This window comes from Citrobacter sp. Cf118 (assembly GCF_030334095.1).
Classification (GTDB): domain Bacteria; phylum Pseudomonadota; class Gammaproteobacteria; order Enterobacterales; family Enterobacteriaceae; genus Citrobacter; species Citrobacter freundii.
The window spans coordinates 46,492-71,965 of sequence record NZ_JAOWES010000062.1; the positions used below are offsets into that span (position 1 = coordinate 46,492).

Sequence of the window (25,474 nt, forward strand, 5' to 3'; positions counted from 1 at the left end):
TACGAACCAGGACCCCATCCATGAGTAAGTCTGAAAATCTCTACAGCGCAGCACGCGAACTTATCCCAGGCGGCGTTAACTCCCCCGTTCGCGCCTTTACTGGCGTGGGTGGTACTCCGCTGTTTATCGAAAAAGCCGACGGCGCGTATCTGTACGATGTCGATGGTAAAGCCTATGTTGACTACGTCGGTTCCTGGGGACCGATGGTGCTGGGCCATAATCACCCAGCAATCCGTAATGCGGTGATTGAAGCTGCGGAGCGCGGTTTAAGCTTTGGCGCACCGACCGAAATGGAAGTGAAAATGGCGGAGCTGGTCACTGAACTCGTGCCGACCATGGACATGGTGCGCATGGTGAACTCCGGCACGGAAGCGACGATGAGCGCAATCCGTCTGGCGCGCGGTTTCACCGGTCGCGATAAGATCATCAAATTTGAAGGCTGCTACCACGGTCATGCCGACTGTCTGCTGGTCAAAGCGGGTTCGGGAGCGTTAACGCTGGGTCAGCCTAACTCCCCGGGCGTTCCGGCTGATTTCGCGAAACACACCCTGACCTGCACCTATAACGATCTCGCTTCAGTACGTGCGGCATTTGAACAATATCCGCAGGAGATCGCCTGCATCATCGTTGAGCCGGTCGCAGGCAACATGAACTGCATCCCGCCGCTGCCGGAATTCCTGCCGGGCCTGCGTGCACTGTGCGATGAGTTTGGCGCGCTGTTGATCATCGATGAAGTGATGACCGGTTTCCGCGTGGCGCTGGCCGGTGCACAGGATTATTACGGCGTCGTGCCGGATCTGACTTGTCTTGGCAAAATCATCGGTGGCGGAATGCCCGTTGGCGCATTCGGTGGCCGTCGCGATGTGATGGACGCACTGGCGCCGACTGGACCGGTTTACCAGGCGGGGACGCTTTCCGGTAACCCAATCGCGATGGCGGCAGGTTATGCCTGTCTGACCGAAGTCGCCCAGCCGGGTATTCATGAAACGCTGAACGAACTGACGACGCGTCTGGCGGAAGGTCTGCTGGAAGCTGCTGAAGAAGCGAATATTCCGCTGGTAGTTAATCATGTAGGCGGGATGTTCGGGATTTTCTTCACCGATGCAGAAACCGTAACCTGCTATCAGGATGTGATGGCATGCGACGTTGAACGCTTCAAGCGTTTCTTCCACATGATGCTGGATGAAGGAATTTATCTGGCGCCGTCCGCGTTTGAAGCAGGCTTTATGTCCGTGGCGCACAGTGAAGAAGATATCAATAACACCATCGACGCCGCGCGCCGGGTGTTTGCGAAACTGTAAAGGATGAATTGCCGGGTGGCGCTTACGCTTACCCGGCCTACATTCTACGCCGTAGGCCGGATGGCGGCATAACTTACCGGCTCTGCTTACGTAGCAGATAGATAAAGTACGGCGCGCCAATAAACGTCGACAGTAATCCCGCCGGGATCTGATACGGAAACAACACCATCCTGCCGCACCAGTCAGCAAAGACCAGCAACACGCCACCCGCCAGCGCCGAAATCAGCATATGCGGCATCGCCCGACGAAAACCCATCATCCGGGCAATATGCGGCGCCATCAGCCCGACAAAGCTCAACGGTCCAATGGTCATGGTGGCTGTCGCCGTCAGCCCTGCCGCCAGCAGCAGTAATCCCACGCGTGATGGCGTAATAGCCATACCGACAGCCCGCGCCGTATCGCCGCCGAGCGGTAAAATTGTCAGCCAACGGCGGCACAACGGCGTCATCGCCAGCAGGATAACCATTACAATCCCGGTGCGCAGCACCTGTTCGCCACTCGCGTTATAGGTTGAGCCGGAGATCCAGGTTAGCACCCCCGCCATACGCGGATCGCCGCTGGCCTGCAGCATCATCAGCAGCATTGTAAACGCCGTGCTGAGCGCCATCCCTGCCAGCAACATGCGGTGCGGTGAAAAGCCCCCGCGCCCGGCGGCAATCATAATGATAAGCAAGGTGGCTGCCGCACCGAGGCTCCCGGCCGGCAGCAGCCAGCCAAAGGCATTGCCGGGGACCAGAAATAACATTAGCACCACGCCAAATGCCGCCCCGGAGCTAATTCCTAATACTTCCGGACTGGCCATTGGATTTCCGGTCAGACGCTGAATAATACAGCCAGCTACCGCTAACATTACCCCGGCAATCAGCGCCGCCAGAACACGTGGCCAGCGCCAGGGCATGAGCTCGTCCAGCATCGCGCCGCTGGCCCATGTCCAGCCGTGCGCATCGCGGCCAAACGCGAGCGCCACAATAACGGTAAGCAGCAATATCGCCCCGCCCGCCAGGGCAAACATCAGTACATTCTGGCGCTCAGCAGCGATGCGGTTACTGGCATTCATATCCGGCGCGCTCATACTTCTAAGGCGCGGCAACAGCCACAGCAGCAATGGCGCGCCAATCAGCGCCGTCACCGAACCAGTGGAGACTTCCATCCATACGCGGGTCAGCCACAGAATGATTTGGTCGGAGAGCCAGAGGATCAACGCACCAATCAGAGGGGCCAGCATCAGACGCGCCAGCAGACGACGCGCGCCGAGCATTTTCGCCAGCAGCGGTGCAAACAGGCCAATAAAGCCGATAATCCCAACCGCGTTAACCAGTAAGGCGCTGATAACAATGGCCAGCGATAACGCCGCCAGACGTGCCAGCGACAGCGCCAGACCGAGGTTACGCGCCACGCCGTCATCCAGTCCCATCAGCGTCATTGGACGTAATAACAACAGCGTCAGCATCACACCGCCCAGCAGTTGCGGCCACAGACGCTGTACGCCGCTCCAGTCGGTCTGCGTTAGCGTACCGCTGCTCCATAAAAACATGCTTTGCAGTTGATCGTGATGGAAGATAACCATCAACTGGTTAATTGCCCCGCAGTACAGGCTGACCACCAGCCCGGCAAGGATTAACGTCACCGGAGAAAGACGTTTGCCCCAGGCAACGCCAAACACCAGAGCCCCAACAACACATGCTCCCGCCAGCGCCGCAAATTGCGTGGTCAGCGCACCGGGAATAGCCCACAGCGTGGTAACCGTAATGCCCAACTGCGCCCCGGTTGCAACACCTAACGTAGTGGGTTCTGCCAGTGGGTTACGCAGCACCTGCTGAAACAAGACACCGACCAGCCCCAGCCCGGTACCGACCAACAGCGAAATCGCCAGCCTCGGCAGCAGACTGTAGTGGAAAACCCTCTGCTCAATAGCATTGATATCCGGTGACCAGATAGCCTGTTGCCACTGACTGCGCGGTAGTGCAACAGAGAAGTTAACCCAGGTCAGCCAACAGGCAGCGACAAACAGAACCGCCAGAAGAAGGGTCGGGAATAGCGCAATTCGTTTACTCACGCTTTGCCTCCCAGCGCATTATCCAGAATGCGGGCAAAATGCATCGCCGAGAGCGTGGCGCCATAGAACCAGACGGCAGGCACACGCTGAAAACGTCCGCTGCGGACAAACGGCATCGCCTGCCATAATGGCGTAGACATCAGCGCAGCCATCTCTTTATCGTTGCCGTGGTCAAAACACAGCACATCGACATCCTTATAAGCAGCCAGACGGTCAATACTCACGGCAGTGCTGCCCCAAAAATTTGTCTCGCCCTGCCAGGCGTTGGGGATCCCATAATCATCCAGCACGTCCTGAAACAGGCTGTTTGGGCCAAACACCAGCATATGTCGTGAATCGAGCAGGGAAGTGAGAAGTACAGGGCGCGCGCCACGTTGAATGAAGCGCGGTTTCAGGCTGGCGATAAAACGATCGTACTCGGTCAGATGGCGTTCAGCAGAGGCTTGCAGATTGAACAATTGCGCCATTTCCTGTAGCGATTGTCGCGCAACGGCCAGCGGCTTTTTACCGTCACTGAAGTTAAATCCCCGGCCAGGCGCAATCCGCGCCAGCTTTTCAGGGGAAGGACCATAGCCTGCTGACCACAGCAAAAATGAGGGTTTCATTTCGGTCAACAGTTCGAGATTGGGCTCCGTACGTAGCCCGACGTCAATCACCGAATCCGGCAACGGGGGCTCACTGACCCACAGCTTGTAGTTAGGGATATCCGCGATACCATACGGCGTAATACCCAGCGCCAGCAGTAGCTCTACCGGTAGCCATTCCAGCGCCACAATGCGCTGCGTATCAACCGCCGCAGCGTGCGCCGTATTCATCCGCCACAACAGCGGCGACAGCGCCATCGCCGCAAGCAGCCGCCGACGGGTAATATGATGTAATTCAATCATTAATAGACAAAACTCACGGGTGCAGCACCAGCCGGATGCGGCAAAATGCCCATCGGGATACCGTAAATCTGTTCCAGAGTTTCACTGCGCATCAGTTCAGCAGGCGTCCCTTGTGCAATCATTTCACCACCGCGCAGCGCAACTAAGTAATCACAGTAGCGGGCCGCCATGTTGATATCATGCAGCACCGCAATCACCGTCAGCCCGCGCTGCTGACTTAAGCGATGCACCAGCGCCAGTACGTCAACCTGATGAGCGATATCCAGCGCGGAAGTCGGTTCATCAAGCAGCAGACAGCGGCTGTCCTGCGCTACCAGCATGGCAATCCACGCGCGCTGGCGTTCTCCGCCGGACAGACTATCAACCAAACGGTGCGCCAGCGGTTTTAAGCCAACCAGCGAAATCGCCTCTTCTACTTTCTCTCTGTCGGCAACGCCAAAACGTCCCAGCGCCCCATGCCACGGATAGCGGCCAATCGCCACCAGTTCGCGCACCGTCATCCCTTCGGCCTGCGGCAACTGTTGCGGCAGATAGGCGACCTTGCGGGCAAACGCTTTACTGCTCCAGTTCTCCAGTGGCTGTCCGTCGAGCAGGATGTCACCTTCTGACGGCGGCTGATGACGTCCCAGCATTTTCAATAACGTCGATTTTCCGGAACCGTTGTGGCCGATAAGGCCGGTCACTTTACCCGCAGGAAAAGTTAATGAGAGAGGATGCAAAAGCGTGCGGCCAGGCACACGAAAGGAGACATTACGCAACGCAAAAGTAGTGTCGGGATGGGATCTGTTTTCCTGCATAGCAGCCAACTTGTAAAACGGGCACGCAAAGCGTGCCCAAAAGAAATTAGAAACGGAAGGTTGCGGTTGCAACGACCTGACGTTCTGCGCCCCAGAAGCAGCCATAGGTATTGAAGCAGCTGGCGACGTATTCACGGTCAAACAGGTTGTTCACATGCAGCGCCACGTTGGAGCCCGCCATGCCGACGCGCGCCAGATCGTAACGTACTAACGCATCCACCAGCGTATAGCTCCCCACTTTAAAGGAGTTTGCCGGATCGCCATAACTGGAACCAGTATAACGAACGCCAGTACCCAACGTCAGCCCAGAAAGCGCGCCGTCATAAAGGGTGTAATCGCCCCACAATGATGCCATGTGTTTTGGCACCTGCGCAGGCGTATTGCCCTTGTAGTTGGTGTCGGTGGTGTATTCCGCGTCGGTGTAGGTATAAGAACCCACTACGTTGACGCTGGCAGACAGCGCCGCTTTCGCTTCAATTTCCACTCCGCGAGAACGAATTTCACCGCCTTCAACTGACCAGAACGATCCGTTCGGATCGGCCATCAGATTGTTGGTTTTAGTCAACTGATAGACAGCACCGGTGATCACGATTGGACGATCGTTCGGCACGTACTTCACGCCAGCTTCGTACTGCTTACCTTTGGACGGCGCAAAGATATTACCGCTTGCACCCGTCTGAGAAGCCGGTTCAAACGACTCGCTGTAGCTGAAATACGGGGTTACGCCGTTGTCGAACAGATAGTTAACCCCACCGCGCCAGGTGAATTGCTTATCATCGCGGGAATCCGTTACACCAGAAACACGGTTCAGAGAGTCCTGTTTAGCCCAGTCGTAACGACCGCCCAGAGTAACCAGCACCTTATCCCATTGCGCCTGATCCTGAACATACAAGCCAGTCTGCTTCTGTTTGTTCAGCACTTTGTAAGGACCTGAAGGGCCTGGGTGTGAGCCAAAATCGAAGTCGCTACGGTCGAGGTTATAGATATCGGACGGCGCAACAGAGCCCGCATAGCCAAACCAGGAGTTGATATCGTTCCGCATACGCATAAAGTCAACGCCGGTCAGCAGCGTGTGATCTACGTCGGCAGTAGCGAACTTGCTTTGCAGCTGAGTATCGACGGAGAAGTTCTGCAATTTCTCATTATCGATAACATACTGACGCGTCAGCGTATGATCCCAGTCGGCCTGAGGAACGCTGGCACAAGGGCTGTTAGCCGGATCCTTGGTATAGAGCGGATCGGAGCACATACCGTAGCCATACACGCTGTTCTGCGAGACTTTATTTTGCGCGTAACGCAGGTTCTGACGCACGGTAAAGGTGTCGTTAAATTCGTGATCGAAGCTGTAGCCCACCATCTTCTCGTTACGAGAATAGGTATTGTTGTTAGCCCCTTCGTTGAAATCGGTAGGCAGACGCTTGCCATTCGGCAACTCAGTCACCGTCCCTTCTTTCGGCAACCAGCCGTAATAACCGGTTTCCGGCTCGTTCTGGAAGTAGGAGAGGAAGGTGAAGTTTGTCTTATCGTCCGGACGCCATGAGAAAGATGGCGCGATGGCATAGCGTTGTTCTTCTGCGCCCTGCTGCTGCGCATTGGCGGAACGCGCCAGGCCAGTTAAGCGGTAAGAGTATACGCCGTCATCATCCAGCGCATCGCTGAAATCAAAACCGGTCTGGAACAGGCTGTCAGTGCCCATCTTGAACTGAATTTCTTTCAATGGTTCTGTGGTCGGGCGTTTGCTGACCATATTCAACAACCCACCTGGGTTGCTCTTTCCGTACAGAACGGAAACCGGACCACGCATCACTTCGGCGCGTTCCAGCATATAAGGGTCGATCACCGCATCATTGTAGAAGTTACCCTGCATCTTCAGGCCATTCAGATAGTTATTCTGACTTTGGCCATCGGCAGCGAAGCCACGGATGATCAGGTAATCATAGGTATTGGACGCACCACGCGTACCCACGGCAACGCCCGGGGTGTAGCTAAGCGCCTCTTTGACCGATTTTGGCTGATGCAACGCCATCTCTTCGGCGGTGACCACTGAAATAGACTGAGGAACTTTTTGAATCGGAGTGTCGGTTTTGGTCGCCGTAGCAGACTGTCGTGCGGCGATGGTTGCCGCTGGCCCCCATGCGCTTTCCTGCGGAGCAGGAGCTGCAGTTACGGTGATGGTTTCTTCTTTCGGGTCAACCGCCGCCTGTGCATAGACAGACATGCCGCTAACCGCTGTGGCTACCACTACTGCGATTTTACGCAGTGATGAACTTGGCTGAGCAGTTTTAAGACGCGCCATTGGTATTTCTCTGATGAAAGTGAATGATAACGTAAACGAGAATTATTATTATAACGGCAGCATAATATTCGAAACTCTGGCGAGATAGCAAGCAATACGCGCCCCTACTAAAACTGAGGGGTTAAGAAATAACCAGATGAAAAGAAAGGGTTAATAAATTAGGCTGAAATGTTTTAACGAATAATGTACCGGATGGCTACCTTAATGCCGCAGGCCTGATAAGCGCAGCGCCATCAGGCAAGGCAAAGTAAAACCATATAGCGCAAAAAGAAAAACCCGCCGAAGCGGGTTTTTAAGCTGGCGTTAGTTACCGCCAAACATATCTTTTATCCAACCAGCCACGCCATCGCTGTCTTTCTTCTCTTGCTGCGGCGGTTGCTGCTGTTGAGGCTGCTGCTGCGGCTGTTGAGAAGATTGATCGAACGGATTCCCCGACTGCTGCAGCATTTCACCCTGCTGACACAGCGAATCAGGATCGGTGGTCCATACCGGAAGCGTGCGCATCCCGCCGCTACACACAAAGTTACCATCATAGTCCACGCCCATATCCACCACATCTTCCGGCGGCGTCAGCACCAGCGGTGTTGGCGTCTGGTTAGCCAGATAACGCTGATAAATCGACATCGCGCCGCTGGCACCGTACAGCTTGGTTGGCTGGTTGTTATCGCGGCCCACCCAGGTGATGGTCACCTGGCTGCCGTCGATCCCGGCAAACCAGGTATCCACGTTGTTGTTGGTGGTCCCGGTTTTCCCTGCCAGATGCAAGCCAGGATATTTCGCGCCAAGCTGACGACCCGTACCACGCTGAACCACCTGCTGCATGGTCCACAGCGTCATATACGCCGCCTGCGCCGGAACGGCACGCTCAGCCTGCGGGAAGCTCTGGTACAGCACGGTACCATCTTCGGCAATAACCGAACGCAGCGCCGACAACGGCGCACGGTTCCCGCCGCTGGCGATAGTCTGGAACGCCTGTGCTACTTCGATTGGCGTCAGGTTCAACGCCCCCAGCAGCATGGCCGGAACCGGGTTAAGCTGATCTTTCGGCGCGCCCAGTTTCAACCAGGTATCGGTTACCGCAGGCAAGCCCAGCGCCATCCCCAGATTTACCGTCGGTACGTTCATGGAGCGGGTTAACGCATCCACCAGCATCACTCTTCCGCTTTCGCTATAGCGACGATCATCGTTCTGTGGCGACCAGACCTGACCGTTCGGCTGACGTAGCGCAATCGGCGCATCAGCAATCCAGGTATTCAGGCGGTAAAGCTTCGGCTGGCTGAGCGCAGTCAGATAGGTCGCCGGTTTCGCCAGAGAACCAATCGAACGACGCGCCTGCATCGCACGGTTATAGCCCGCGAACTGCGGCTCTGCCCCGCCAACCATGGCGCGAACTTCGCCACTGAATCGGTCAACCACCACAATCGCGGTTTCCAGATCGCTTAGCTTACGCTGTTTCTTCAGCACCGGAATGCCTTCCACCGCCGCTTTTTCCGCAGCGTCCTGCGCCACGGAATCAAAGGTGGTGAAAATTTTCACGCCGGAGAGATCTTTAACTTTATCGCCCAGCTTCGCCTGAAGCTCCTGACGCACCATCTGCATAAAGGCTGGCTGTGGCGAGATCACTCCACCACGCGGCTGTACGCCTAACGGACGCGCGCTCAGCATGTCATACAGATCCTGATCGATGATCTGCTGCTGTTGCAGCAAACGCAGCACGAGGTTACGACGCTCCAGCGCCAGCTTCGGGTTACGCCATGGGTTATAGATTGACGCCCCTTTAACCATCCCCACCAGCAACGCCTGCTGGTCGAGACTCAGTTCTTCCACCGGACGACCGAAATAATAGAGGCTCGCCAGCGGGAAGCCGCGAATTTCATTATCGCCGCTTTGACCGAGATAGACTTCGTTCATGTACAGCTCAAGAATGCGATCTTTGCTGTAACGCGCATCCATCAGCAGCGCCATGTAAGCTTCGTTGGCCTTACGCCAGTAAGAACGTTCGCTGGACAGGAACAGGTTCTTCACCAGTTGCTGAGTCAGCGTACTCGCCCCCTGCACCGTGCGACCGGCCGTCAGGTTGGCCAGCACCGCACGACCAATCGAGTAGAGGCTGACGCCATCATGCTCATAGAAGTGACGGTCTTCGGTTGCCAGCAGCGTATCTACCAGCAGATCCGGGAATCCACTGCGCGGGACAAACAGGCGCTGCTCGCCGTTAGGTGAAGAGAGCATGGTAATCAGACGCGGATCGAGACGGAAGAAACCGAACTGGCGGTTGTTATCCATATTCTCGATAGTGTCCAGATGATCGCCATCAAAGGTCAGACGTGCGCGCACCTGCCCTTCTTTACTGTCCGGGAAGTCAAACGGACGACGAATCATCTCAATGCTCTTCGCCTGTACCGTGAATTCGCCCGGACGCGTCATCTTCGAGACCTGACGATACTGCGTGGCCTCCAGCAGCTTCACCATCTCGTTCTTGCCGATGGGCATTTCTGGCTCAAGGTTAACCATGCGGCCATATACTGCCGCCGGAAGCTGCCAGACTTTACCGTCGATACGGCTACGGATTTTTTGGTCCAGATAGACGCCGTAAATGGCGATCAGCACCAAAAAAACAATCGACAGTTTTACCAGCAGCCAGAACCAGCCGCGTTTACCACGAGGCTTACGCCCTTTGCCTTTACCCTTACGCGGCATCGGTTCTTCATCCTCATAGTCATCATCATCATAATCGTCGTCATACTCTTCATCTCTGAGTTGACGACGGCTCACCTTTTGTTTCACTGGACGCGAGGGTTTCCCTTTACGTCCAATTGGCTCGCGGTCATTCCCCGCCATGCTTTTTCTCCGCAACATTCAGGCGCAAAGGCCCGATTCTCTGTTCTTCCGCCCTGCGACAGAAGAAGAAATCTCTCAATTTATGAATACTTTTTGGTGCGCCGCGTTGGCGCGGTATTCGCCGGATCGTCCGGCCAGACATGTTTGGGGTAACGCCCTTTCATCTCTTTTTGCACCTCACGGTACGATCCCTGCCAGAACGCACTCAAATCGCTCGTTACCTGTAGCGGTCGTTGGGCCGGAGACAGCAGCTCCAGTACCAGAGGCACGCGTCCCTGGGCGATGGTTGGGGTCTTCGCTTCACCAAACATTTCCTGCATCCGAACGGCCAATACCGGAGGATTATCCTCATGATAGCGAATGGCAATCCGGCTTCCCGTCGGCACAGTGTAATGCGCCGGCAGTTCACTATCCAGACGTTGCAGCATTGACCAGTCCAGCAAATCGCGCAATGCCTGACCCACATTTACTGCTTTTAACGCGCGTAGAGAGTGCACACCGCTCATGTGCGGCAGCAGCCAGCGCTCCAGCGTCGCCAGAAGAGAATCTTCATCTACCGCAGGCCAGTCGTACTCCGGCAACCAGATTGCCGCACATTGCAAACGCAGCCGAAACTGCTCGGCTTCCGGCGTCCAGTTGAGCACACTGAGTCCTTTATCGCGAATGCCATTCAACATCGCCTGGTGCAACTCCTCTTCCGAGGGTTTGGCCAGCGGCTGTACTTTTACCGTCAATGAGCCAATACACGACCGACGCAACGCCTTTAACGTTCCCTGAGTTTCATCCCATTCGATGGTGTCGGACTGTTGCAGCAGTTCAGGACACGTCTGCATCAACACTTCAATATCCAGCGGCAACGCTAACAAAATACGCGCATCCGGTGACGCGCTGCCCTGCAGTAACAGTGGTACTATCAGCCATTCATGGCGTCCAAGGGCGTCATCGACATCCAGCATAGCTCCCATGCCGTTGGCCAGTTGATAGCGCCCTTCTTGCCCACGTCGACGGGCGATCCGATCGGCAAACGCCTGCGCCAGCAACGAGGGAAGCAGCGCGCTGTCGGGCTGCCCGCTGCGTACGTTAAGCCGTTTCAATAATTGTTGACTGCGCTGCTGCCAGGCGGACTGATTTCGTGAAAACGCAACAGCTAAATCAGTGCTGCCCCCGCGCGGCGGTTCTTCCAGAATTGCTGCCAGTTTTGCCGCCGTTGCGGCTTCATTGTCATTGTTGGCGCTAACCAGCATAGCCGCTAAACGGGGATCATTACCCAATGCCGCCATTTTCTGCCCACGGGCGCTGAGCCTGTCGCCCTCAAGCGCACCCAGCATCTGCAACAGCCGTTTTGCCGCCTGCAGGTTGATAGCGGGCGGCGTATCCAGCCAGTTCAGTTGCTCAGGATCGGTACATCCCCATTGCAGCAGCTCCATCAGTAGTCCGGACAGATCGCTCTGTAATATCTCCGGCTCTCCCTGCGCCGTCGCTCTTTCCGCCTGCTCTTTGGCAAGCAAATGTACGCAGATACCTGGCTCCAGACGACCTGCACGCCCGGCTCGCTGTGTCATCGATGCCTGGCTAATGCGCTGGGTAATCAACCGCGTTAAACCGGTACGCGCGTCATAGCGCGCCACGCGCTCCTGGGCGCAGTCCACCACCAGCCGGATACCTTCAATTGTTAAGCTGGTTTCGGCAATATTGGTCGCCAGCACCACTTTGCGCTTACCTTGCGGCGCGGGCAAAATCGCCAGGCGCTGCTCGGCCAGCGTCAACGCGCCGTACAACGGACATAACACAACATCGCCGCCCACACGCGTTGCCAGTTGTTCCTGCACGCGCAGGATTTCCCCAACGCCCGGTAAAAACAGCAGCAGCGACCCGCTTTCATGGCGCAGTAGCTCCGCCGTGGCTATCGCCACCGCTTCGTCAAAACGCAGATGTGCCGCCAGCGGCTGATACCGTCGCTCGACCGGGAATGTGCGGCCTTCAGAGATAATCATGGGCGCATCGGGCAATAACTGCTGCAAGCGCCCGTTATCGAGCGTTGCGGACATGATCAATAGTTTCAGATCGTCACGCAGACCTTGCTGTACGTCCAGCAGCAAAGCCAGCGCCAGGTCGGCCTGCAGGCTCCGTTCGTGAAATTCATCGAGGATCACTAACCCGACGCCAGTGAGTTCGGGATCGCGCTGGATCATGCGCGTCAGAACGCCTTCCGTCACCACTTCCAGCCGGGTCTGCGACCCCACGCAGCTTTGCGCACGCATCCGGTAACCCACGGTCTCACCGGGCTTTTCGTTCAGCAACTCCGCCAACCGCTGCGCCACGTTGCGTGCCGCCAGACGGCGCGGCTCCAGCAAAATAATCCGCCCCTTGATGCCACCATGTTCAAGCAGTCGCAACGGCAGCCAGGTCGATTTCCCGGCACCGGTCGGCGCGGTCAGCAGCACCTGCGGCGAGGCATCAAGGGCGGTAAGCAGTTCAGGCACTACGGCGGCAACGGGCAACGACGTCACAAATAGCTCCAGAGGGTTAACATTCTTCGCGCTGCATTGTAGCATCGCGTTAATTCATAACCGAGTATCCATCATGTCTGAGCCAAAAAGGCTGTTCTTTGCGATTGAATTGCCAGGCGAGGTTCGGGAGCAGTTAATCCACTGGCGGGCCGCGCAGTTCCCTCCTGAAGCAGGTCGCCCCGTCGCCGCCGATAATCTGCATCTGACGCTGGCCTTTTTAGGCGACGTCAGCGCTGAGAAGCAGCAGGCGCTGTCGCAACTCGCGGGACGCATTCGCCAGCCGGGTTTTACGCTCAAACTCGATGATGCCGGACAATGGCTGCGCTCGCGGGTCGTGTGGCTGGGGATGCGTCAGCCGCCGCGCGGACTGTTACAACTGGCGAATATGCTGCGGGCGCAGGCCGCGCGCAGCGGATGTTATCAAAGCCCGCAGCCGTTTCACCCACATATCACGCTGCTGCGCGATGCCGGACACGCGGTTCCCATCCCCCCACCGGGCTTTGGCTGGTCATTTCCGGTCACGGAGTTCGCACTTTACTCCTCTTCATTCGCACGAGGACGCACGCGTTACACACAGTTGCAACGCTGGACGCTGACTGAATAATTAAAGGGACTGTTGATGCAATTTTCTCCACCTTTACAACCTGCAACGCTCATCCAGCGCTACAAGCGTTTTTTAGCGGATGTGATCACCCCGGATGGCTCAACGTTAACGTTACACTGCCCCAATACCGGCGCGATGACCGGATGTGCAACGCCGGGGGACACAGTCTGGTTTTCGACATCAGAAAATACTAAACGGAAATATCCTCATACCTGGGAATTAACACAAACGCAAAAGGGTGCTTTTATTTGTGTTAACACACTGTGGGCCAACAGATTAACGAAAGAAGCTATTCAGAATGAGCTTATTTCGGAAGTTTCAGGCTACAGTGCCTTGAAAAGTGAAGTAAAATACGGCGCAGAAGGGAGCCGTATCGACTTTTTGTTGCAGGCGGATTCCCGACCTGACTGCTATATTGAAGTGAAATCAGTCACGTTGGCGGAAAATGATCAGGGTTATTTTCCCGATGCCATCACTGAACGAGGTCAGAAGCATCTTCGGGAATTGATGAGCGTAGCGGCAGAAGGCAAGCGGGCGGTGATATTTTTCGCGGTGCTGCATTCAGCCATTACACGGTTTTCACCCGCGCGCCATATCGATGCAAAATATGCGCAATTGTTAGTTGAAGCACAGCTTAAGGGGGTAGAAATTCTGGTTTATAAAGCGGAACTTTCTGCCCATGGCATGACTCTTAAAGAGCCGTTGCCCATTACCTTGTAATGGTGTAAACATTTGGTTAATTAGTATTCTGGGCGCGTGGGCAAATACGCTTTTCCTCACAGGGTTGTCAAGTGTTACGTTTAGATAATTGCTATCCGGAAAAGCATCTGCTATTTATAGCGACCTGATTTTTCCCCCGAACATGGGGATCGATAGTGCGTGTTAAGGAGAAGCAACATGCAAGAAGGGCAAAACCGTAAAACATCGTCCCTGAGTATTCTCGCCATCGCTGGGGTGGAGCCGTACCAGGAGAAACCGGGCGAAGAGTATATGAACGAAGCCCAGCTGTCGCACTTCAGGCGTATTCTTGAGGCATGGCGTAATCAACTTAGGGATGAAGTTGATCGCACCGTATCTCATATGCAAGACGAAGCGGCTAACTTCCCTGATCCGGTGGACCGCGCCGCGCAGGAAGAAGAATTCAGCCTTGAGCTGCGTAACCGTGACCGTGAGCGCAAACTGATCAAAAAGATCGAGAAGACGCTGAAGAAAGTAGAAGACGAAGATTTCGGCTACTGCGAATCGTGCGGCGTAGAAATTGGTATTCGCCGTCTGGAAGCGCGTCCAACAGCCGATCTATGTATCGACTGCAAAACGCTGGCAGAAATCCGCGAAAAACAGATGGCAGGTTAATCCGGTCATTTTTACCACATTTACTACAGGCGGGAGTTTCTCCCGCCTTATTATTTGTCAGTCCGCAAAATGAGCGATTCACACTATATTGGCCGCTTCGCCCCTTCCCCCTCCGGCGAACTGCATTTCGGTTCACTGATTGCCGCCCTCGGCAGTTACCTGCAGGCTCGTGCCCGGCGCGGAATCTGGCGAGTACGCATTGAAGATATTGATCCCCCTCGTGAAGTTCCCGGTGCTGCAGATACGATCCTGCGTCAGCTGGAACATTACGGCCTGCACTGGGATGGCGATATTTTATGGCAATCCCAACGCCACGAAGCCTACCGCGAGGCGCTTACCTGGCTGCATCAGCAAGATCTGAGCTATTACTGCACCTGCACGCGAGCGCGTATTCAAAGCGTCGGCGGTATTTACGACGGTCACTGCCGTGAGTTACGCCTCGGGCCAGAACAGGCGGCCGTCCGTATTAAACAACGCCATCCCGTGATGCAGTTTACTGACCGGCTACGCGGTGTGATTCAGGCTGACCCGCAACTTGCTGGTGAAGATTTTATCATCCACCGCCGCGACGGGCTGTTTGCCTATAATCTCGCCGTGGTAGTTGATGACCATTTTCAGGGCGTAACGGAGATTGTTCGCGGCGCCGATCTCATCGAACCCACGGTGCGACAAATCTCTTTGTATCAGCAGTTTGGCTGGCAAGCGCCTGACTATATTCATCTTCCGCTGGCGCTCAACGAACAAGGCGCTAAACTTTCAAAACAAAATCATGCACCTGCGCTACCGCAAGGCGATCCGCGCCCGGTGATTATTGCCGCGCTACGCTTTCTCGGCCAGCGTGCCGATATCCCGTGGCAGGAGATGCGTGTGGACCAGATCCTGGAGTTTGCCGTTGAGAACTGGCGTCTGACAACAGTGCCAGAATCAGCGATCTTAAATCCGGCATTCTCAAATGCGCCACGCTGAGCTATGATTAGCCGCTATTTTTACACAGCAACACTTGTTCTGATTGAAGTTTGACACTACCGAGGTGCACTATTTTTACCCGAGTCGCTAATTTTTGCCGCAAGGTGCTAAGCCGCGAGGAGCGCGAGGCTGAGCTCGCCGTCACCCGTCCACATATGACGGTAATTCCGCGTGAGCAGCACTCTATCTCCCGCAAAGATATCAGTGAAAATGCCCTGAAGGTAATGTACAGGCTCAATAAGGCCGGATACGAGGCATGGCTGGTTGGCGGTGGTGTACGCGATCTTTTGCTGGGCAAAAAGCCGAAAGATTTTGATGTCACCACTAACGCAACGCCGGATCAGGTGCGCAAACTGTTTCGTAACTGTCGCCTGGTCGGTCGCCGTTTCCGTCTGGCTCATGTCATGTTCGGCCCAGAAATTATCGAAGTGGCGACGTTCCGCGGCCATCATGAAGGCAGCGAAGCCGATCGCACCACGTCGCAACGCGGGCAAAACGGTATGTTGCTGCGCGACAACATCTTCGGCTCCATTGAAGAAGATGCCCAACGTCGCGATTTCACGATAAACAGCCTGTATTACAGCGTGGCCGATTTCACCGTACGTGATTACGTCGGCGGTATGCAGGACCTCGAAGAGGGCATCATTCGCCTGATCGGTAATCCGGAAACGCGCTATCGCGAAGATCCCGTGCGTATGCTGCGCGCCGTGCGCTTTGCCGCCAAGCTCGACATGCGTATCAGCCCGGAAACCGCAGAGCCGATCCCGCGTCTGGCAACGCTGCTGAACGACATTCCTCCCGCACGCCTGTTTGAAGAAGCACTGAAGCTGTTACAGGCGGGCTATGGGTATGAAACCTATAAAAAACTGCGTGAGTACAGCCTGTTCCAGCCGCTGTTCCCAACCATTACACGCTACTTCACCGAAGACGGTGACAGCCCGATGGAACGCATTATCGCTCAGGTACTAAAGAATACCGATAACCGCATTAACAATGATATGCGCGTTAACCCGGCGTTCTTGTTCGCCGCGATGTTCTGGTATCCGTTACTGGAAGCCGCGCAGAAAATTGCGCAAGAAAGCGGTTTGGCTTACTACGACGCTTTCGCGCTGGCAATGAACGACGTGCTGGACGAAGCCTGCCGCTCGCTGGCGATCCCGAAACGTCTGACCTCGCTAACTCGCGATATCTGGCAGTTGCAATTACGTATGTCCCGTCGTCAGGGTAAACGCGCCTGGAAGCTGATGGAACATCCAAAGTTCCGCGCAGCTTACGACCTGTTAGCACTGCGTGCCGAAGTAGAACACAACGCTGAACTGCAACGGCTGGCGAAATGGTGGGGTGAATTCCAGGTTTCAGCGCCGCCGGAACAAAAAGGCATGCTGAACGAACTGGATGAAGAGCCTGACGTACGCCGCCGCCATCGTCGCCCGCGTAAGCGTGCACCGCGTCGCGAAGGTAGCGCGTGACCGTCGTTTATATCGCCATCGGCAGTAATTTAGCTTCTCCCCTGGAGCAGGTGAATGCTGCCGTGCAAGCGATCGGCGAAATCCCTGACAGCCGTATCGTTGCGGTTTCTTCGTTTTATCGTACCCCCCCGTTGGGTCCACAGGATCAGCCCGACTATCTGAACGCCGCCGTAGCGCTGGATACCGCTCTCGCCCCCGAAGCGTTGCTGGATCATACCCAACGAATTGAACTGCAACAGGGCCGGGTGCGCAAAGCTGAACGCTGGGGACCGCGAACACTGGACCTCGATATTATGCTGTTTGGCGACGAAGTGATTAACACCGAACGCCTGACCGTGCCGCACTACGACATGAAAAACCGTGGTTTTATGCTGTGGCCGCTGTTTGAAATTGCGCCCGAACTGCATTTCCCCGATGGACAGCTGCTGGCAGAATGCCTGCGTCAGCTGCCTCCCTGCCCCGCCCTCTGGTAAACCGCCCCTGTATTACCCTTCCAGGAATAAATCAGAAATTTAATGTGCAAAAGGCCCAGACACACCGAATGGGCGTTGTCTTCGTTATGCAGAAAAAAGGGCAACAGAAATCACAATAAAGTTATTTAAAACCATATTAAATAATATCTAACCCTTTTAATTCACATTATGGGAATAATTTAAAATCATTTCACATGATATTTTTTAAATTCAATATTTAAAATATCTAAAACAATAACACTCATCAATATCGGAAATAAATTAAATAAAAACCGTTCAATATACTCGCTATTGCCGATCAATTAACCATAACAATTCATTCAGCAAATCGTCTATATATTACGAAAAAAAACTCAAATCATTACATTATTCCATTTAATCAAAGGCAATCCATAACCAAAACAAATGACATACAAACAATTTCCTTACCGGAGAGATAAAACAACAAAATAAAATAGCCAATAAGAATAAATAAATTATTCTTATACGCGGGGTGAATTTTACAAATCTGCGCAATATCAGGTTTAATGCCCCTGAATTAAAATAACATTTTGTTACAGCTTCAATTCATCTATTACCACTCTATATAAGGATATTCGTTGTGAAGAAAAACATCATCGCGCTGTCGGTCGCGCTCTCTGCCGCACTGCTCTCCTCTTCTGCATTCGCCCTCGACGGCGGCCAGATCGATTTTGCCGGTCTGGTCAGCGACAATACCTGCATCCCACGCGTTAACGGCGGCAGCCAGGATGGCCAGGTTCAGCTGAACACGGCCAAAGTGGCAGATATCCAGGCCGATAGCGGCGTCCAGCTTGGCGCAGTCGGCGTACAGCCTGAATCGTTCTACATCACCGTCGACTGTGGTTCAGCCAACACCAACGCAAATGCCAACCTGAGCATGGCCTCTACGTTCTTCAGCAACAGCAACGGTACGCTGAATAACGATGATTCCATCTCCAGCCCGGCGGCTGGCGTGAACCTGGCGATTCATGAAGTTGACAGCTCCGGCGCGGCGCTGGCTTACAAGCAGGTTAAAATCAACAACACTAGCGACGTCCACAAACAAAAATTTGGTGCTGACGGCGTGGCGAAATTTAACTTCGTGGTTTCTTACGTTAAGCAGTCAACCGCAGTGCAGATCAAGGCGGGCTACGTGAAGTCCAATACCGCATATACTCTGGTTTACGATTAATTAAGCCCTTTCAAGGGGCTATTTTACGCCGTGAAGTAGCTCCTTTTTAAAGTACGGCGATTGATGAACGAAGGGATGGCGAACGCTCAAGCTTTTAAGTTCAACTTCAGCCACATTTCATTTTTTATAATAGTAAAAAATGAAATGTGATTATCAAACTCAATAAAAATAAAACATACTTAAATCAGATAATAGTGAGTAAAAAAACTCACCTCACAAATAAAACAATACAGATACTGTACAAAACACATTATTTACATAAAAAACAGCCTTACATTAAACAAGCATCACACTTAAACAACATAATTAGGCCTAACACAAACATAATATATTAACAAAATAAATAAGAAGCGAAGGAAATATCCATGTGAGTTATTTTTACACAGCGAGGGTATTCTCTATAATTGCGCCGGCTTGACGTAATATTTATTTTTTTAACAAGGATATTTCTAAATGAAATTAAAGTTAATTGCACTGTCTCTCGTTCTGTCTGCAGCCTCCACCTCGGCATTTGCCATTGATGGCGGCCAGGTTGATTTCGCCGGTCTGGTCAGCGATAACACCTGTGTTCCACACGTTAACGGCGGCAGCCAGGACGGTCAGGTTCAGCTGAACACTGCTAAAGTGGGTGATATTCAGGCCGATCTGGGCGTCCAGCTTGGCGCTGTTGGTGTACAGCCAGAGTCGTTCTACATCACCGTAGACTGCGGTTCAACGAATACCAACACCAAAGCTCACCTGAGCATGGCGTCCACCTTCTTCAGCAACAGCAGCGGTACGCTGAATAACGATGACTCCATCAGCAGCCCGGCAGCCGGCGTGAATCTGGCAATCCACCAGGTCGACGGTTCCGGCGCGACGCTGGCCTACAAACAGGTCAAAATCAACGATGCTGCCGATATCCATGATAGCGAATTCGGCGCCGACGGCGTGGCGAAATTCAACTTCGTCGTTTCTTACGTCAAGCAGTCCAGCGCAGTACAGGTTACGTCGGGCTACGTGAAGTCCAACACCGCGTATACCTTGACCTATAACTAATCGTTAATACCTAAGAGGGGGAATAGCGTGCGCTTAAACGCGCAATATTCCCCCTGAATCATCTCCATGGAGGAATCATAATGACCAGGATGCGTCGTTCTCTTTATTTCACTCTTTCTGCCGTTGCTGCCTGTTCAGTCATACCTTCAGCAATGGCAGATATCGTTCTGTCCGGCACGCGCGTTATTTATAAAGAAGCGCAAAAAGATATTTCTATCCGTCTGGAAAATAAAGGTTCCCGCCCTGCATTGGTACAAAGCTGGCTGGACGACGGTAACCAAAATGCCGACCCGAGCACAATCAACGTTCCCTTTAACGCCACGCCGCCGGTTTCCCGTATCGAGCCGGGCCGCGGGCAAACCGTCAAGTTTACCTACACCGGCAGCCGCTCATTGCCCAACGATCGCGAAAGCATCTATTGGTTTAACGTGCTGGAAGTGCCGCCCAAAATGAAAGACGAAGACGTTAAAGAAAAAAACATTCTTCAGTTAGCGTTCCGTACGCGCATCAAGCTGTTTTATCGCCCCAACGGTCTTGACGGCACCGCCGCAGAAGCCCCGCAAAAATTACAGTGGCGGATGCAGCAAAAAGCCGGAAAGCCGGTCGTTCATGTCACCAATCCCACCGGCTATTTCGTTTCCTTTAACAAAGTGGAGGCCATGGTCGGCGGGCGAAAATATACCGTTTCGGCCTCAATGGTCGCCCCCAAAGGCGAATCTGATTTCACTATTTTGGGGTTAACCGGTACGCCAGCCAAAACCAGCATTAGCTATGTCGCAATCAGCGATTTTGGCGGCGCCATTAATGGCAAGGTGGATATTTAACGCTTTTATTTAATACTTCGGATGCGCCAATGAAACAGCGGTCAACACAATTCAGGATAACATTCCTGACTCGTTTTATTGCCTTTACCCTCCTGTCCGGCAGTCTCTCTGCGCGGGCCGAAAATGAAACGCTAGAATTTGACAGCTCGTTTTTAATGGGGCCGGGCGCCAGCCAGGTCGATCTCAGCCGTTATTCCAACGGTAACGCGATCTCCCCCGGCGTCTACGAAGTGAGCGGCTACGTCAATAACGATCTGGTGACCACGCTAAAAGTCGAATTTATTGAAACCGCAAAAGGTAAAACACAGGCCTGTGTAACGCCGAAAATGCTAAGCCAGCTGCATATCCGCATGCCCGATGATCTGCCCGACAATGCGCTGCTGCTAACCCGGGAAGACAGTGCGGACAGCTGCCTTAACCTCGCATTAGCGATCCCTCAGTCTACGCTCAACTTCGACGGCGGCGACCAGCGGCTGGACGTGGGCGTACCGCAAATATGGGTGCAAAAAGGCTTCGCCAGCTATGTTGATCCATCGCTATGGGATGACGGCGTTCCGGCCGCGATGCTGTCTTATAACGTCAGCGCCTGGAAAAGCCAGAACGACTACGGTGACGAAGACAGCGTGTACGCAGGCTTTAACGGCGGCATCAACCTTGGCGCATGGCACTTCCGCGCACAGGGTAACTACTCGTGGCAAAAAGACGGCAGCAGCAATATTGAATACCAGAACCGCTACGTTCAGCGGGATATTGCCGCGCTGCGTTCTCAACTGGTGATCGGTGAAGCCAGCACCAGCGGCGAAAGCTTTGATACCGTCAGCCTGCGCGGCGTACGCCTGTACAGCGAATCGCAGATGCTGCCGCCGCAGCTTGCCAGCTATGCGCCAACGATTCGCGGCGTCGCCAAAAGCAACGCTAAAGTGACCATCACGCAGAACGGCTACAAAATCTACGAAACCACGGTGCCGCCGGGGCCGTTTTCGATCGACGATCTTTCGCCGTCCGGCTACGGCGCGGACCTTGAGGTCACCATTACCGAAGCCGACGGCTCGAAGCACAGCTTTAGCCAGGCCTTCTCGTCGCTGGTGCAAATGATGCACCCCGGCGTCGGCAGCTGGGATATCAGCATCGGCCAGGTCAACGACGACAGCCTGCATGACGAGCCGGGCCTCGCGCAGGGCACCTTCTACTACGGCCTCAACAGCACCTTCACCGGCTTTAGCGGCATTCAGGCCACCGACAACGGCTATTTTGCCGGGCTGCTGGGCGTCGGGATGAACACCCTCGTCGGCGCCCTCTCCTTTGACGTGACGCAATCGCAGGCGGAGATCCCCGATGACAAAACCTACCGTGGTCAAAGCTACCGTATTTCCTGGAACAAGTTCTTCGCCCCGACGGACACATCGCTGAACATTGCCGCCTATCGCTATTCCACCAAAGATTATCTGGGGCTGAGCGACGCGCTGAGCATTATTGACGATGCCGAACACAGCAGCGGCGACAACGCTCGCGGCATGAACGACTACTCGCGAATGAAAAACCAGTTCACCATCAGCCTCAACCAGAGCCTGAAGGATGAGGATATCAACTACGGTTCGCTGTACCTCACCGGCAGCTGGGCCGACTACTGGGTGACCAATGATTCGCGCAGCAGCTTCTCCGCTGGCTACAGCAACAGCATCGGCTGGGCCAGCTACAGCATCAACCTGCAGCGTACCTACGACGAAGACGATAACCGCGACGATTCGGTCTACCTCAGCGTGACCATTCCGCTGGATAAACTGCTGGGCACCGACCGCGACAGCGGCGGCTTCCGTACGCTGAACAGCAGCGTAAGCAGCGATTTCGACGGCAGCAACCAGTTTAATACCAGCGCCAGCGGCTACAGCGCCGACAACCGCTGGAGCTATAGCGTCAGCACCGCGTACAACATGGAAAAAGAGGGCAAAGACCTCTCCACCGTCAGTTCCTACGTCAGCTACGACTCCAGTTACGGCAATATCGCCGCCTCGGCGTCGGCCAGCAACGACAGCTCGCGTCAGTATTCATTAAATACCGACGGCGGCTTTGTGCTGCACAGCGGCGGCTTAACCTTCAGTAATCAGAGCTTTGGCGACAGCGATACGCTGGTGGTGATCGACGCCCCTGGCGCGCAGGGCGCGCGCATCGACTACGGCAACAGCACCGTTGACCGCTTTGGTTACGGTATCGGCAGTTCATTAACCCCGTACCGGGAAAATATCGTCTCGCTTGATGTCAACGAGCTGGATAACGACGTCGAAATGAAGAGCACCAGCGCCACCGTGATCCCCAGACGCGGCGCGGTAGTGGTCAGCAAATTCGAAACCGACCAGGGGAAATCCGCCATTCTCAACCTGGTGCGCAGCGACCGCCAGCCGGTGCCGTTCACCGCCGAAGTGTACGACCTCAGCAACAACCTGCTGGGCACGGTAGGCCAGGGTAGCCAGGCCTTCGTACGCGGCATCGGCGAAAGCGGCGAACTTGAAGTGCGCTGGAGTAAGCAGAATCAAACGCAGCGCTGCCGCGCGCGCTACCAAGTGGCGTCGGGCAACGACAAGCAGATGGGTAAAACCATCGTCCTGGGCGCCGTGCCCTGCCAAATGCAATAAATTGCGAGGATCAAGGATGAGAACTTACCGCGTAATCCGCTCGCTGACGCTCGCCGCCGCGCTGCTGGCGCCGCCGGGCTTCGCCACAACCCAGGGGTTAAGCCTGGATTTCACCGCGGTGATTGAAGAAACCACCTGCCTCATGAGCGTCGTCAGTCTCAATAACGCCTCGGTCAGCGGCAGCGGAACGCAATACGATCTCACTATTCCAAACTTCGGGATTGCCGAGCTGCTCAGCGCCACCGCCAGCACCGAGGCCAGCTTTAAATTGCTGCCGAAGGAGTGCAATAACGAGATCACCTCACTGAAGATGACCGTACAAGGCGTCACGCTGTCAAATACCCTTTTTATGCTGAAAAACACGCTAACCAGCGGCAACGCCGAAAACGTTGGGCTGGGCTTTAAACCGAACGGCAGCGATGAGGGCAGCCGCTTTAAGGTCGACGGCACGCAAAAAATCGACTGGAGCGCCGGCCAGATAGCCAACGGTATGGAGCTGAACGCTTTTTTCCGCCGCGCCAGTACCTCGCTGACCCCAACACCAGGCGACTTTCAGGCCAAGGCGCTCTTTACGTTTACCTATGAATAACCGAGGGCTGCATTGATGCGATATCTGTTACCGCCGTGTACCGCGCTGGTGCTGCTTCTGAACACGGCGCCAGGCTTTGCGGGCTCTAACTCGCTGGAGTTAACGGTTTCCACCACCATTACGCCCTCAACCTGCCTGGCTACCCTGCACGACGACAGCGGCACGGCGAATACGACTGTAGATATGGGCGACGTCTATATTCCTCAGATCGTCAATAAGAGCAAATCGCGCCCCTTTTCGCTGGTGTTCAGCGACTGCATAGGGCTTGCCAAAAAGCAGGCGACCGTCACGCTAACGGCCAAAACCGGCTGCGACGGCGCCTCCGGCGGCGGTAACGGTTTTCGCAACGCGCTGAGCGGCAGCGATGACGCCGCTGGCGTGTCAGCGGAAGTCTGGACGGGGGCCACGCCTGAAGCCAGCGGCAGCAAGCAGCTGCGCTGCGCCAGCCCGGCGCAGCAGTTAATCGATCTCGCCGAAGCCAGCGATACCACCACCGTCGTGTGGCCGCTCAGCGCGCGCATCGTGCTGGCTTCGGGCAGCACGATTGCTGATTTACACACCGGCTCGTTTTCGACCCAGGGCCTGTTTACCATTACCTATGAGTAACGTGCGATGAGCAAACTATTGTGCGGCGCAGCGGCGGTTGGCCTCTTGCTTCTGTCCCCCCAGATCCAGGCCGATACCGACGTCGAAATCAAAGCCAACGTCGTCAACACCACCTGTCAGGTCTCGGTCGACAATAACGGGCTGGTCAGCCTCGGCTCCTGGGGCATCGACTATTTTGCCAGCGGCATCACCGCAGAAGATCTCTATAAAGGCGGCAGCACCTTCTACGTACACGTCAAAGACTGCATGCCGGTTAGCGGTAAAACGCCCTCAACGCTCATCGTCCATTTTTCGCCGCTGTCCGGCAGCTTCGCCGTGGGCTCGACGCAAATTTTCGCCAACGACGAAGCCGACGGTGCCAAAAACGTGGGAGTGGTCATTTTCTCGGTTAACGACGCCAACAACGTTTACAACGTGATGAATACCGACGGGACGCCGCGCAGCCGCTATGACGTTACCGCCGCCAACTACGCCGACAGCCGCTATTCGTTTTACGCCCGAATGCAGAAAATACAGTCTGGCCAATCCATCGTCAGCGGCCCGGTAAAGTCCAGCGTGCTGGTGTCGGTGTATTACGAATAGTGGGTTTTCTGATTTTAAAAAAGGTTAGAACAATGAAATGGATATCAACCAGCCAATACGATCAACGCCAGAACAGATTCTGGCAAACCACACGTCAAATGACGATATCAATACTGCTCGCAACATTGGCGTTTATTTCAGGCGAGGCTTATGCCATACAGACTTTTACCCTGGGGAATTATGTTCCCCCCTCGGACCTTAGCGGGCCATCAGGCAATGGCAACAAAGTACTCACCTACCCTGGCGGCCGTACCGTCTATTTCAGCCAGACACCAGAACTGGCACCCGCAAACGTCATCATCAACTGGAACGGATCTCACGGTTCCTCAAGTTCAGAGACTGATAGTCTTTTTTGTACCCAGTCAGATCAAGGCTCGGGGAATGGATCACTATCTGTAGAATCAGGACTCATTACAGCGGGGAGCTATGGCGGTGTTGCAATATTTAAAACCAATATTAC

The 25,474-nt window shown here is 54.6% G+C and carries 20 protein-coding genes; 14 read left to right on the forward strand and 6 right to left on the reverse strand.

Annotation, left to right across the window (positions count from 1 at the left end; all coding sequences use genetic code 11):
• Positions 1-20 precede the first annotated feature (20 nt).
• A complete protein-coding gene (gene hemL, locus OGX67_RS05095) occupies positions 21-1,301 on the forward strand; it encodes a glutamate-1-semialdehyde 2,1-aminomutase (RefSeq protein WP_003837523.1) in 1,281 nt (426 codons plus the stop codon).
• Positions 1,302-1,374: 73 nt separating this feature from the next.
• Here hemL and fhuB read toward each other — a convergent pair whose 3' ends face one another.
• From fhuB to hrpB, 6 genes are all read right to left on the reverse strand, one after another.
• A complete protein-coding gene (gene fhuB, locus OGX67_RS05100) occupies positions 1,375-3,357 on the reverse strand; it encodes a Fe(3+)-hydroxamate ABC transporter permease FhuB (RefSeq protein WP_257651217.1) in 1,983 nt (660 codons plus the stop codon).
• On the reverse strand, positions 3,354-4,244 hold the full coding sequence (fhuD, locus tag OGX67_RS05105) for a Fe(3+)-hydroxamate ABC transporter substrate-binding protein FhuD (RefSeq protein WP_003837517.1): 891 nt from the start codon (positions 4,242-4,244) through the stop codon (positions 3,354-3,356). The genes fhuB and fhuD overlap by 4 nt, the downstream gene beginning before the upstream one ends.
• Positions 4,244-5,041: a Fe3+-hydroxamate ABC transporter ATP-binding protein FhuC gene (gene fhuC, locus OGX67_RS05110; RefSeq protein WP_257651218.1), complete on the reverse strand. Its 798-nt coding sequence runs from the start codon at positions 5,039-5,041 to the stop codon at positions 4,244-4,246. The genes fhuD and fhuC overlap by 1 nt, the downstream gene beginning before the upstream one ends.
• Positions 5,042-5,087: 46 nt before the next feature.
• Positions 5,088-7,337: a ferrichrome porin FhuA gene (gene fhuA, locus OGX67_RS05115; protein WP_044714923.1), complete on the reverse strand. Its 2,250-nt coding sequence runs from the start codon at positions 7,335-7,337 to the stop codon at positions 5,088-5,090.
• A 303-nt stretch (positions 7,338-7,640) separates the two neighbouring features.
• Positions 7,641-10,178: a bifunctional glycosyl transferase/transpeptidase gene (mrcB, locus tag OGX67_RS05120; protein ID WP_003018611.1), complete on the reverse strand. Its 2,538-nt coding sequence runs from the start codon at positions 10,176-10,178 to the stop codon at positions 7,641-7,643.
• Between the two features lie 80 nt (positions 10,179-10,258).
• On the reverse strand, positions 10,259-12,688 hold the full coding sequence (gene hrpB / locus OGX67_RS05125; protein WP_257651219.1) for an ATP-dependent helicase HrpB: 2,430 nt from the start codon (positions 12,686-12,688) through the stop codon (positions 10,259-10,261).
• 73 nt (positions 12,689-12,761) lie between these two features.
• On the opposite strand from hrpB, the gene thpR reads away from it, so the two are divergent.
• The 13 genes from thpR to OGX67_RS05190 all read left to right on the forward strand — a co-directional run bounded on the left by thpR (position 12,762) and on the right by OGX67_RS05190 (position 25,014).
• Positions 12,762-13,292, forward strand: coding sequence for an RNA 2',3'-cyclic phosphodiesterase (gene thpR / locus OGX67_RS05130; protein ID WP_204584088.1), 531 nt, complete (start codon positions 12,762-12,764; stop codon positions 13,290-13,292).
• A 15-nt stretch (positions 13,293-13,307) separates the two neighbouring features.
• Positions 13,308-14,012, forward strand: a complete 705-nt coding sequence (gene sfsA / locus OGX67_RS05135) for a DNA/RNA nuclease SfsA (RefSeq protein WP_257651220.1) — start codon at positions 13,308-13,310, stop codon at positions 14,010-14,012.
• Between the two features lie 177 nt (positions 14,013-14,189).
• On the forward strand, positions 14,190-14,645 hold the full coding sequence (gene dksA, locus OGX67_RS05140; RefSeq protein ID WP_003018625.1) for an RNA polymerase-binding protein DksA: 456 nt from the start codon (positions 14,190-14,192) through the stop codon (positions 14,643-14,645).
• A gap of 69 nt (positions 14,646-14,714) precedes the next feature.
• The gene (gluQRS, locus tag OGX67_RS05145) at positions 14,715-15,611 is read left to right on the forward strand and encodes a tRNA glutamyl-Q(34) synthetase GluQRS (protein ID WP_003837490.1); all 897 of its coding nucleotides are present in this window, start codon (positions 14,715-14,717) and stop codon (positions 15,609-15,611) included.
• Positions 15,612-15,682: 71 nt separating this feature from the next.
• Positions 15,683-17,080: a polynucleotide adenylyltransferase PcnB gene (pcnB, locus tag OGX67_RS05150; RefSeq protein WP_204584345.1), complete on the forward strand. Its 1,398-nt coding sequence runs from the start codon at positions 15,683-15,685 to the stop codon at positions 17,078-17,080.
• Complete coding sequence (folK, locus tag OGX67_RS05155) at positions 17,077-17,553, forward strand: 2-amino-4-hydroxy-6-hydroxymethyldihydropteridine diphosphokinase (RefSeq protein ID WP_071696616.1); 477 nt, start codon at positions 17,077-17,079, stop codon at positions 17,551-17,553. Before pcnB ends, folK begins: the two co-directional genes overlap by 4 nt.
• A 601-nt stretch (positions 17,554-18,154) precedes the next feature.
• Entirely contained in the window at positions 18,155-18,745 is a 591-nt protein-coding gene (locus OGX67_RS05160; protein WP_071696615.1) for a fimbrial protein, read from the forward strand.
• 453 nt (positions 18,746-19,198) lie between these two features.
• Positions 19,199-19,783, forward strand: a complete 585-nt coding sequence (locus OGX67_RS05165; protein ID WP_071696614.1) for a fimbrial protein — start codon at positions 19,199-19,201, stop codon at positions 19,781-19,783.
• Positions 19,784-19,863: 80 nt separating this feature from the next.
• Positions 19,864-20,607 (forward strand): fimbrial chaperone, encoded by a 744-nt coding sequence (locus tag OGX67_RS05170; protein ID WP_081368684.1) that lies wholly within the window; start codon positions 19,864-19,866, stop codon positions 20,605-20,607.
• A 29-nt stretch (positions 20,608-20,636) separates the two neighbouring features.
• On the forward strand, positions 20,637-23,237 hold the full coding sequence (locus OGX67_RS05175) for an outer membrane usher protein (protein WP_071696613.1): 2,601 nt from the start codon (positions 20,637-20,639) through the stop codon (positions 23,235-23,237).
• A 16-nt stretch (positions 23,238-23,253) separates the two neighbouring features.
• Positions 23,254-23,826 (forward strand): fimbrial protein, encoded by a 573-nt coding sequence (locus OGX67_RS05180; protein WP_071696612.1) that lies wholly within the window; start codon positions 23,254-23,256, stop codon positions 23,824-23,826.
• A gap of 15 nt (positions 23,827-23,841) precedes the next feature.
• Positions 23,842-24,432 carry a fimbrial protein gene (locus OGX67_RS05185; protein WP_257651222.1) on the forward strand — a complete coding sequence of 197 codons (591 nt, stop codon included), beginning with the start codon at positions 23,842-23,844 and terminating at the stop codon, positions 24,430-24,432.
• Positions 24,433-24,438: 6 nt separating this feature from the next.
• Entirely contained in the window at positions 24,439-25,014 is a 576-nt protein-coding gene (locus tag OGX67_RS05190) for a fimbrial-like protein (RefSeq protein ID WP_071696610.1), read from the forward strand.
• Positions 25,015-25,474 lie beyond the last annotated feature (460 nt).

Coding starts and splice junctions, on each gene's coding strand:
- OGX67_RS05190 (WP_071696610.1), top strand. CDS start 24,439: ATGAGCAAACTATTGTGCGGCGCAGCGGCGGTTGGCCTCTTGCTTCTG.
- OGX67_RS05175 (WP_071696613.1), top strand. CDS start 20,637: ATGAAACAGCGGTCAACACAATTCAGGATAACATTCCTGACTCGTTTT.
- fhuA (WP_044714923.1), bottom strand. CDS start 7,337: ATGGCGCGTCTTAAAACTGCTCAGCCAAGTTCATCACTGCGTAAAATC.
- gluQRS (WP_003837490.1), top strand. CDS start 14,715: ATGAGCGATTCACACTATATTGGCCGCTTCGCCCCTTCCCCCTCCGGC.
- thpR (WP_204584088.1), top strand. CDS start 12,762: ATGTCTGAGCCAAAAAGGCTGTTCTTTGCGATTGAATTGCCAGGCGAG.
- sfsA (WP_257651220.1), top strand. CDS start 13,308: ATGCAATTTTCTCCACCTTTACAACCTGCAACGCTCATCCAGCGCTAC.
- fhuD (WP_003837517.1), bottom strand. CDS start 4,244: ATGATTGAATTACATCATATTACCCGTCGGCGGCTGCTTGCGGCGATG.
- dksA (WP_003018625.1), top strand. CDS start 14,190: ATGCAAGAAGGGCAAAACCGTAAAACATCGTCCCTGAGTATTCTCGCC.
- mrcB (WP_003018611.1), bottom strand. CDS start 10,178: ATGGCGGGGAATGACCGCGAGCCAATTGGACGTAAAGGGAAACCCTCG.
- OGX67_RS05185 (WP_257651222.1), top strand. CDS start 23,842: ATGCGATATCTGTTACCGCCGTGTACCGCGCTGGTGCTGCTTCTGAAC.
- hemL (WP_003837523.1), top strand. CDS start 21: ATGAGTAAGTCTGAAAATCTCTACAGCGCAGCACGCGAACTTATCCCA.
- fhuC (WP_257651218.1), bottom strand. CDS start 5,041: ATGCAGGAAAACAGATCCCATCCCGACACTACTTTTGCGTTGCGTAAT.
- OGX67_RS05170 (WP_081368684.1), top strand. CDS start 19,864: ATGACCAGGATGCGTCGTTCTCTTTATTTCACTCTTTCTGCCGTTGCT.
- OGX67_RS05180 (WP_071696612.1), top strand. CDS start 23,254: ATGAGAACTTACCGCGTAATCCGCTCGCTGACGCTCGCCGCCGCGCTG.
- OGX67_RS05165 (WP_071696614.1), top strand. CDS start 19,199: ATGAAATTAAAGTTAATTGCACTGTCTCTCGTTCTGTCTGCAGCCTCC.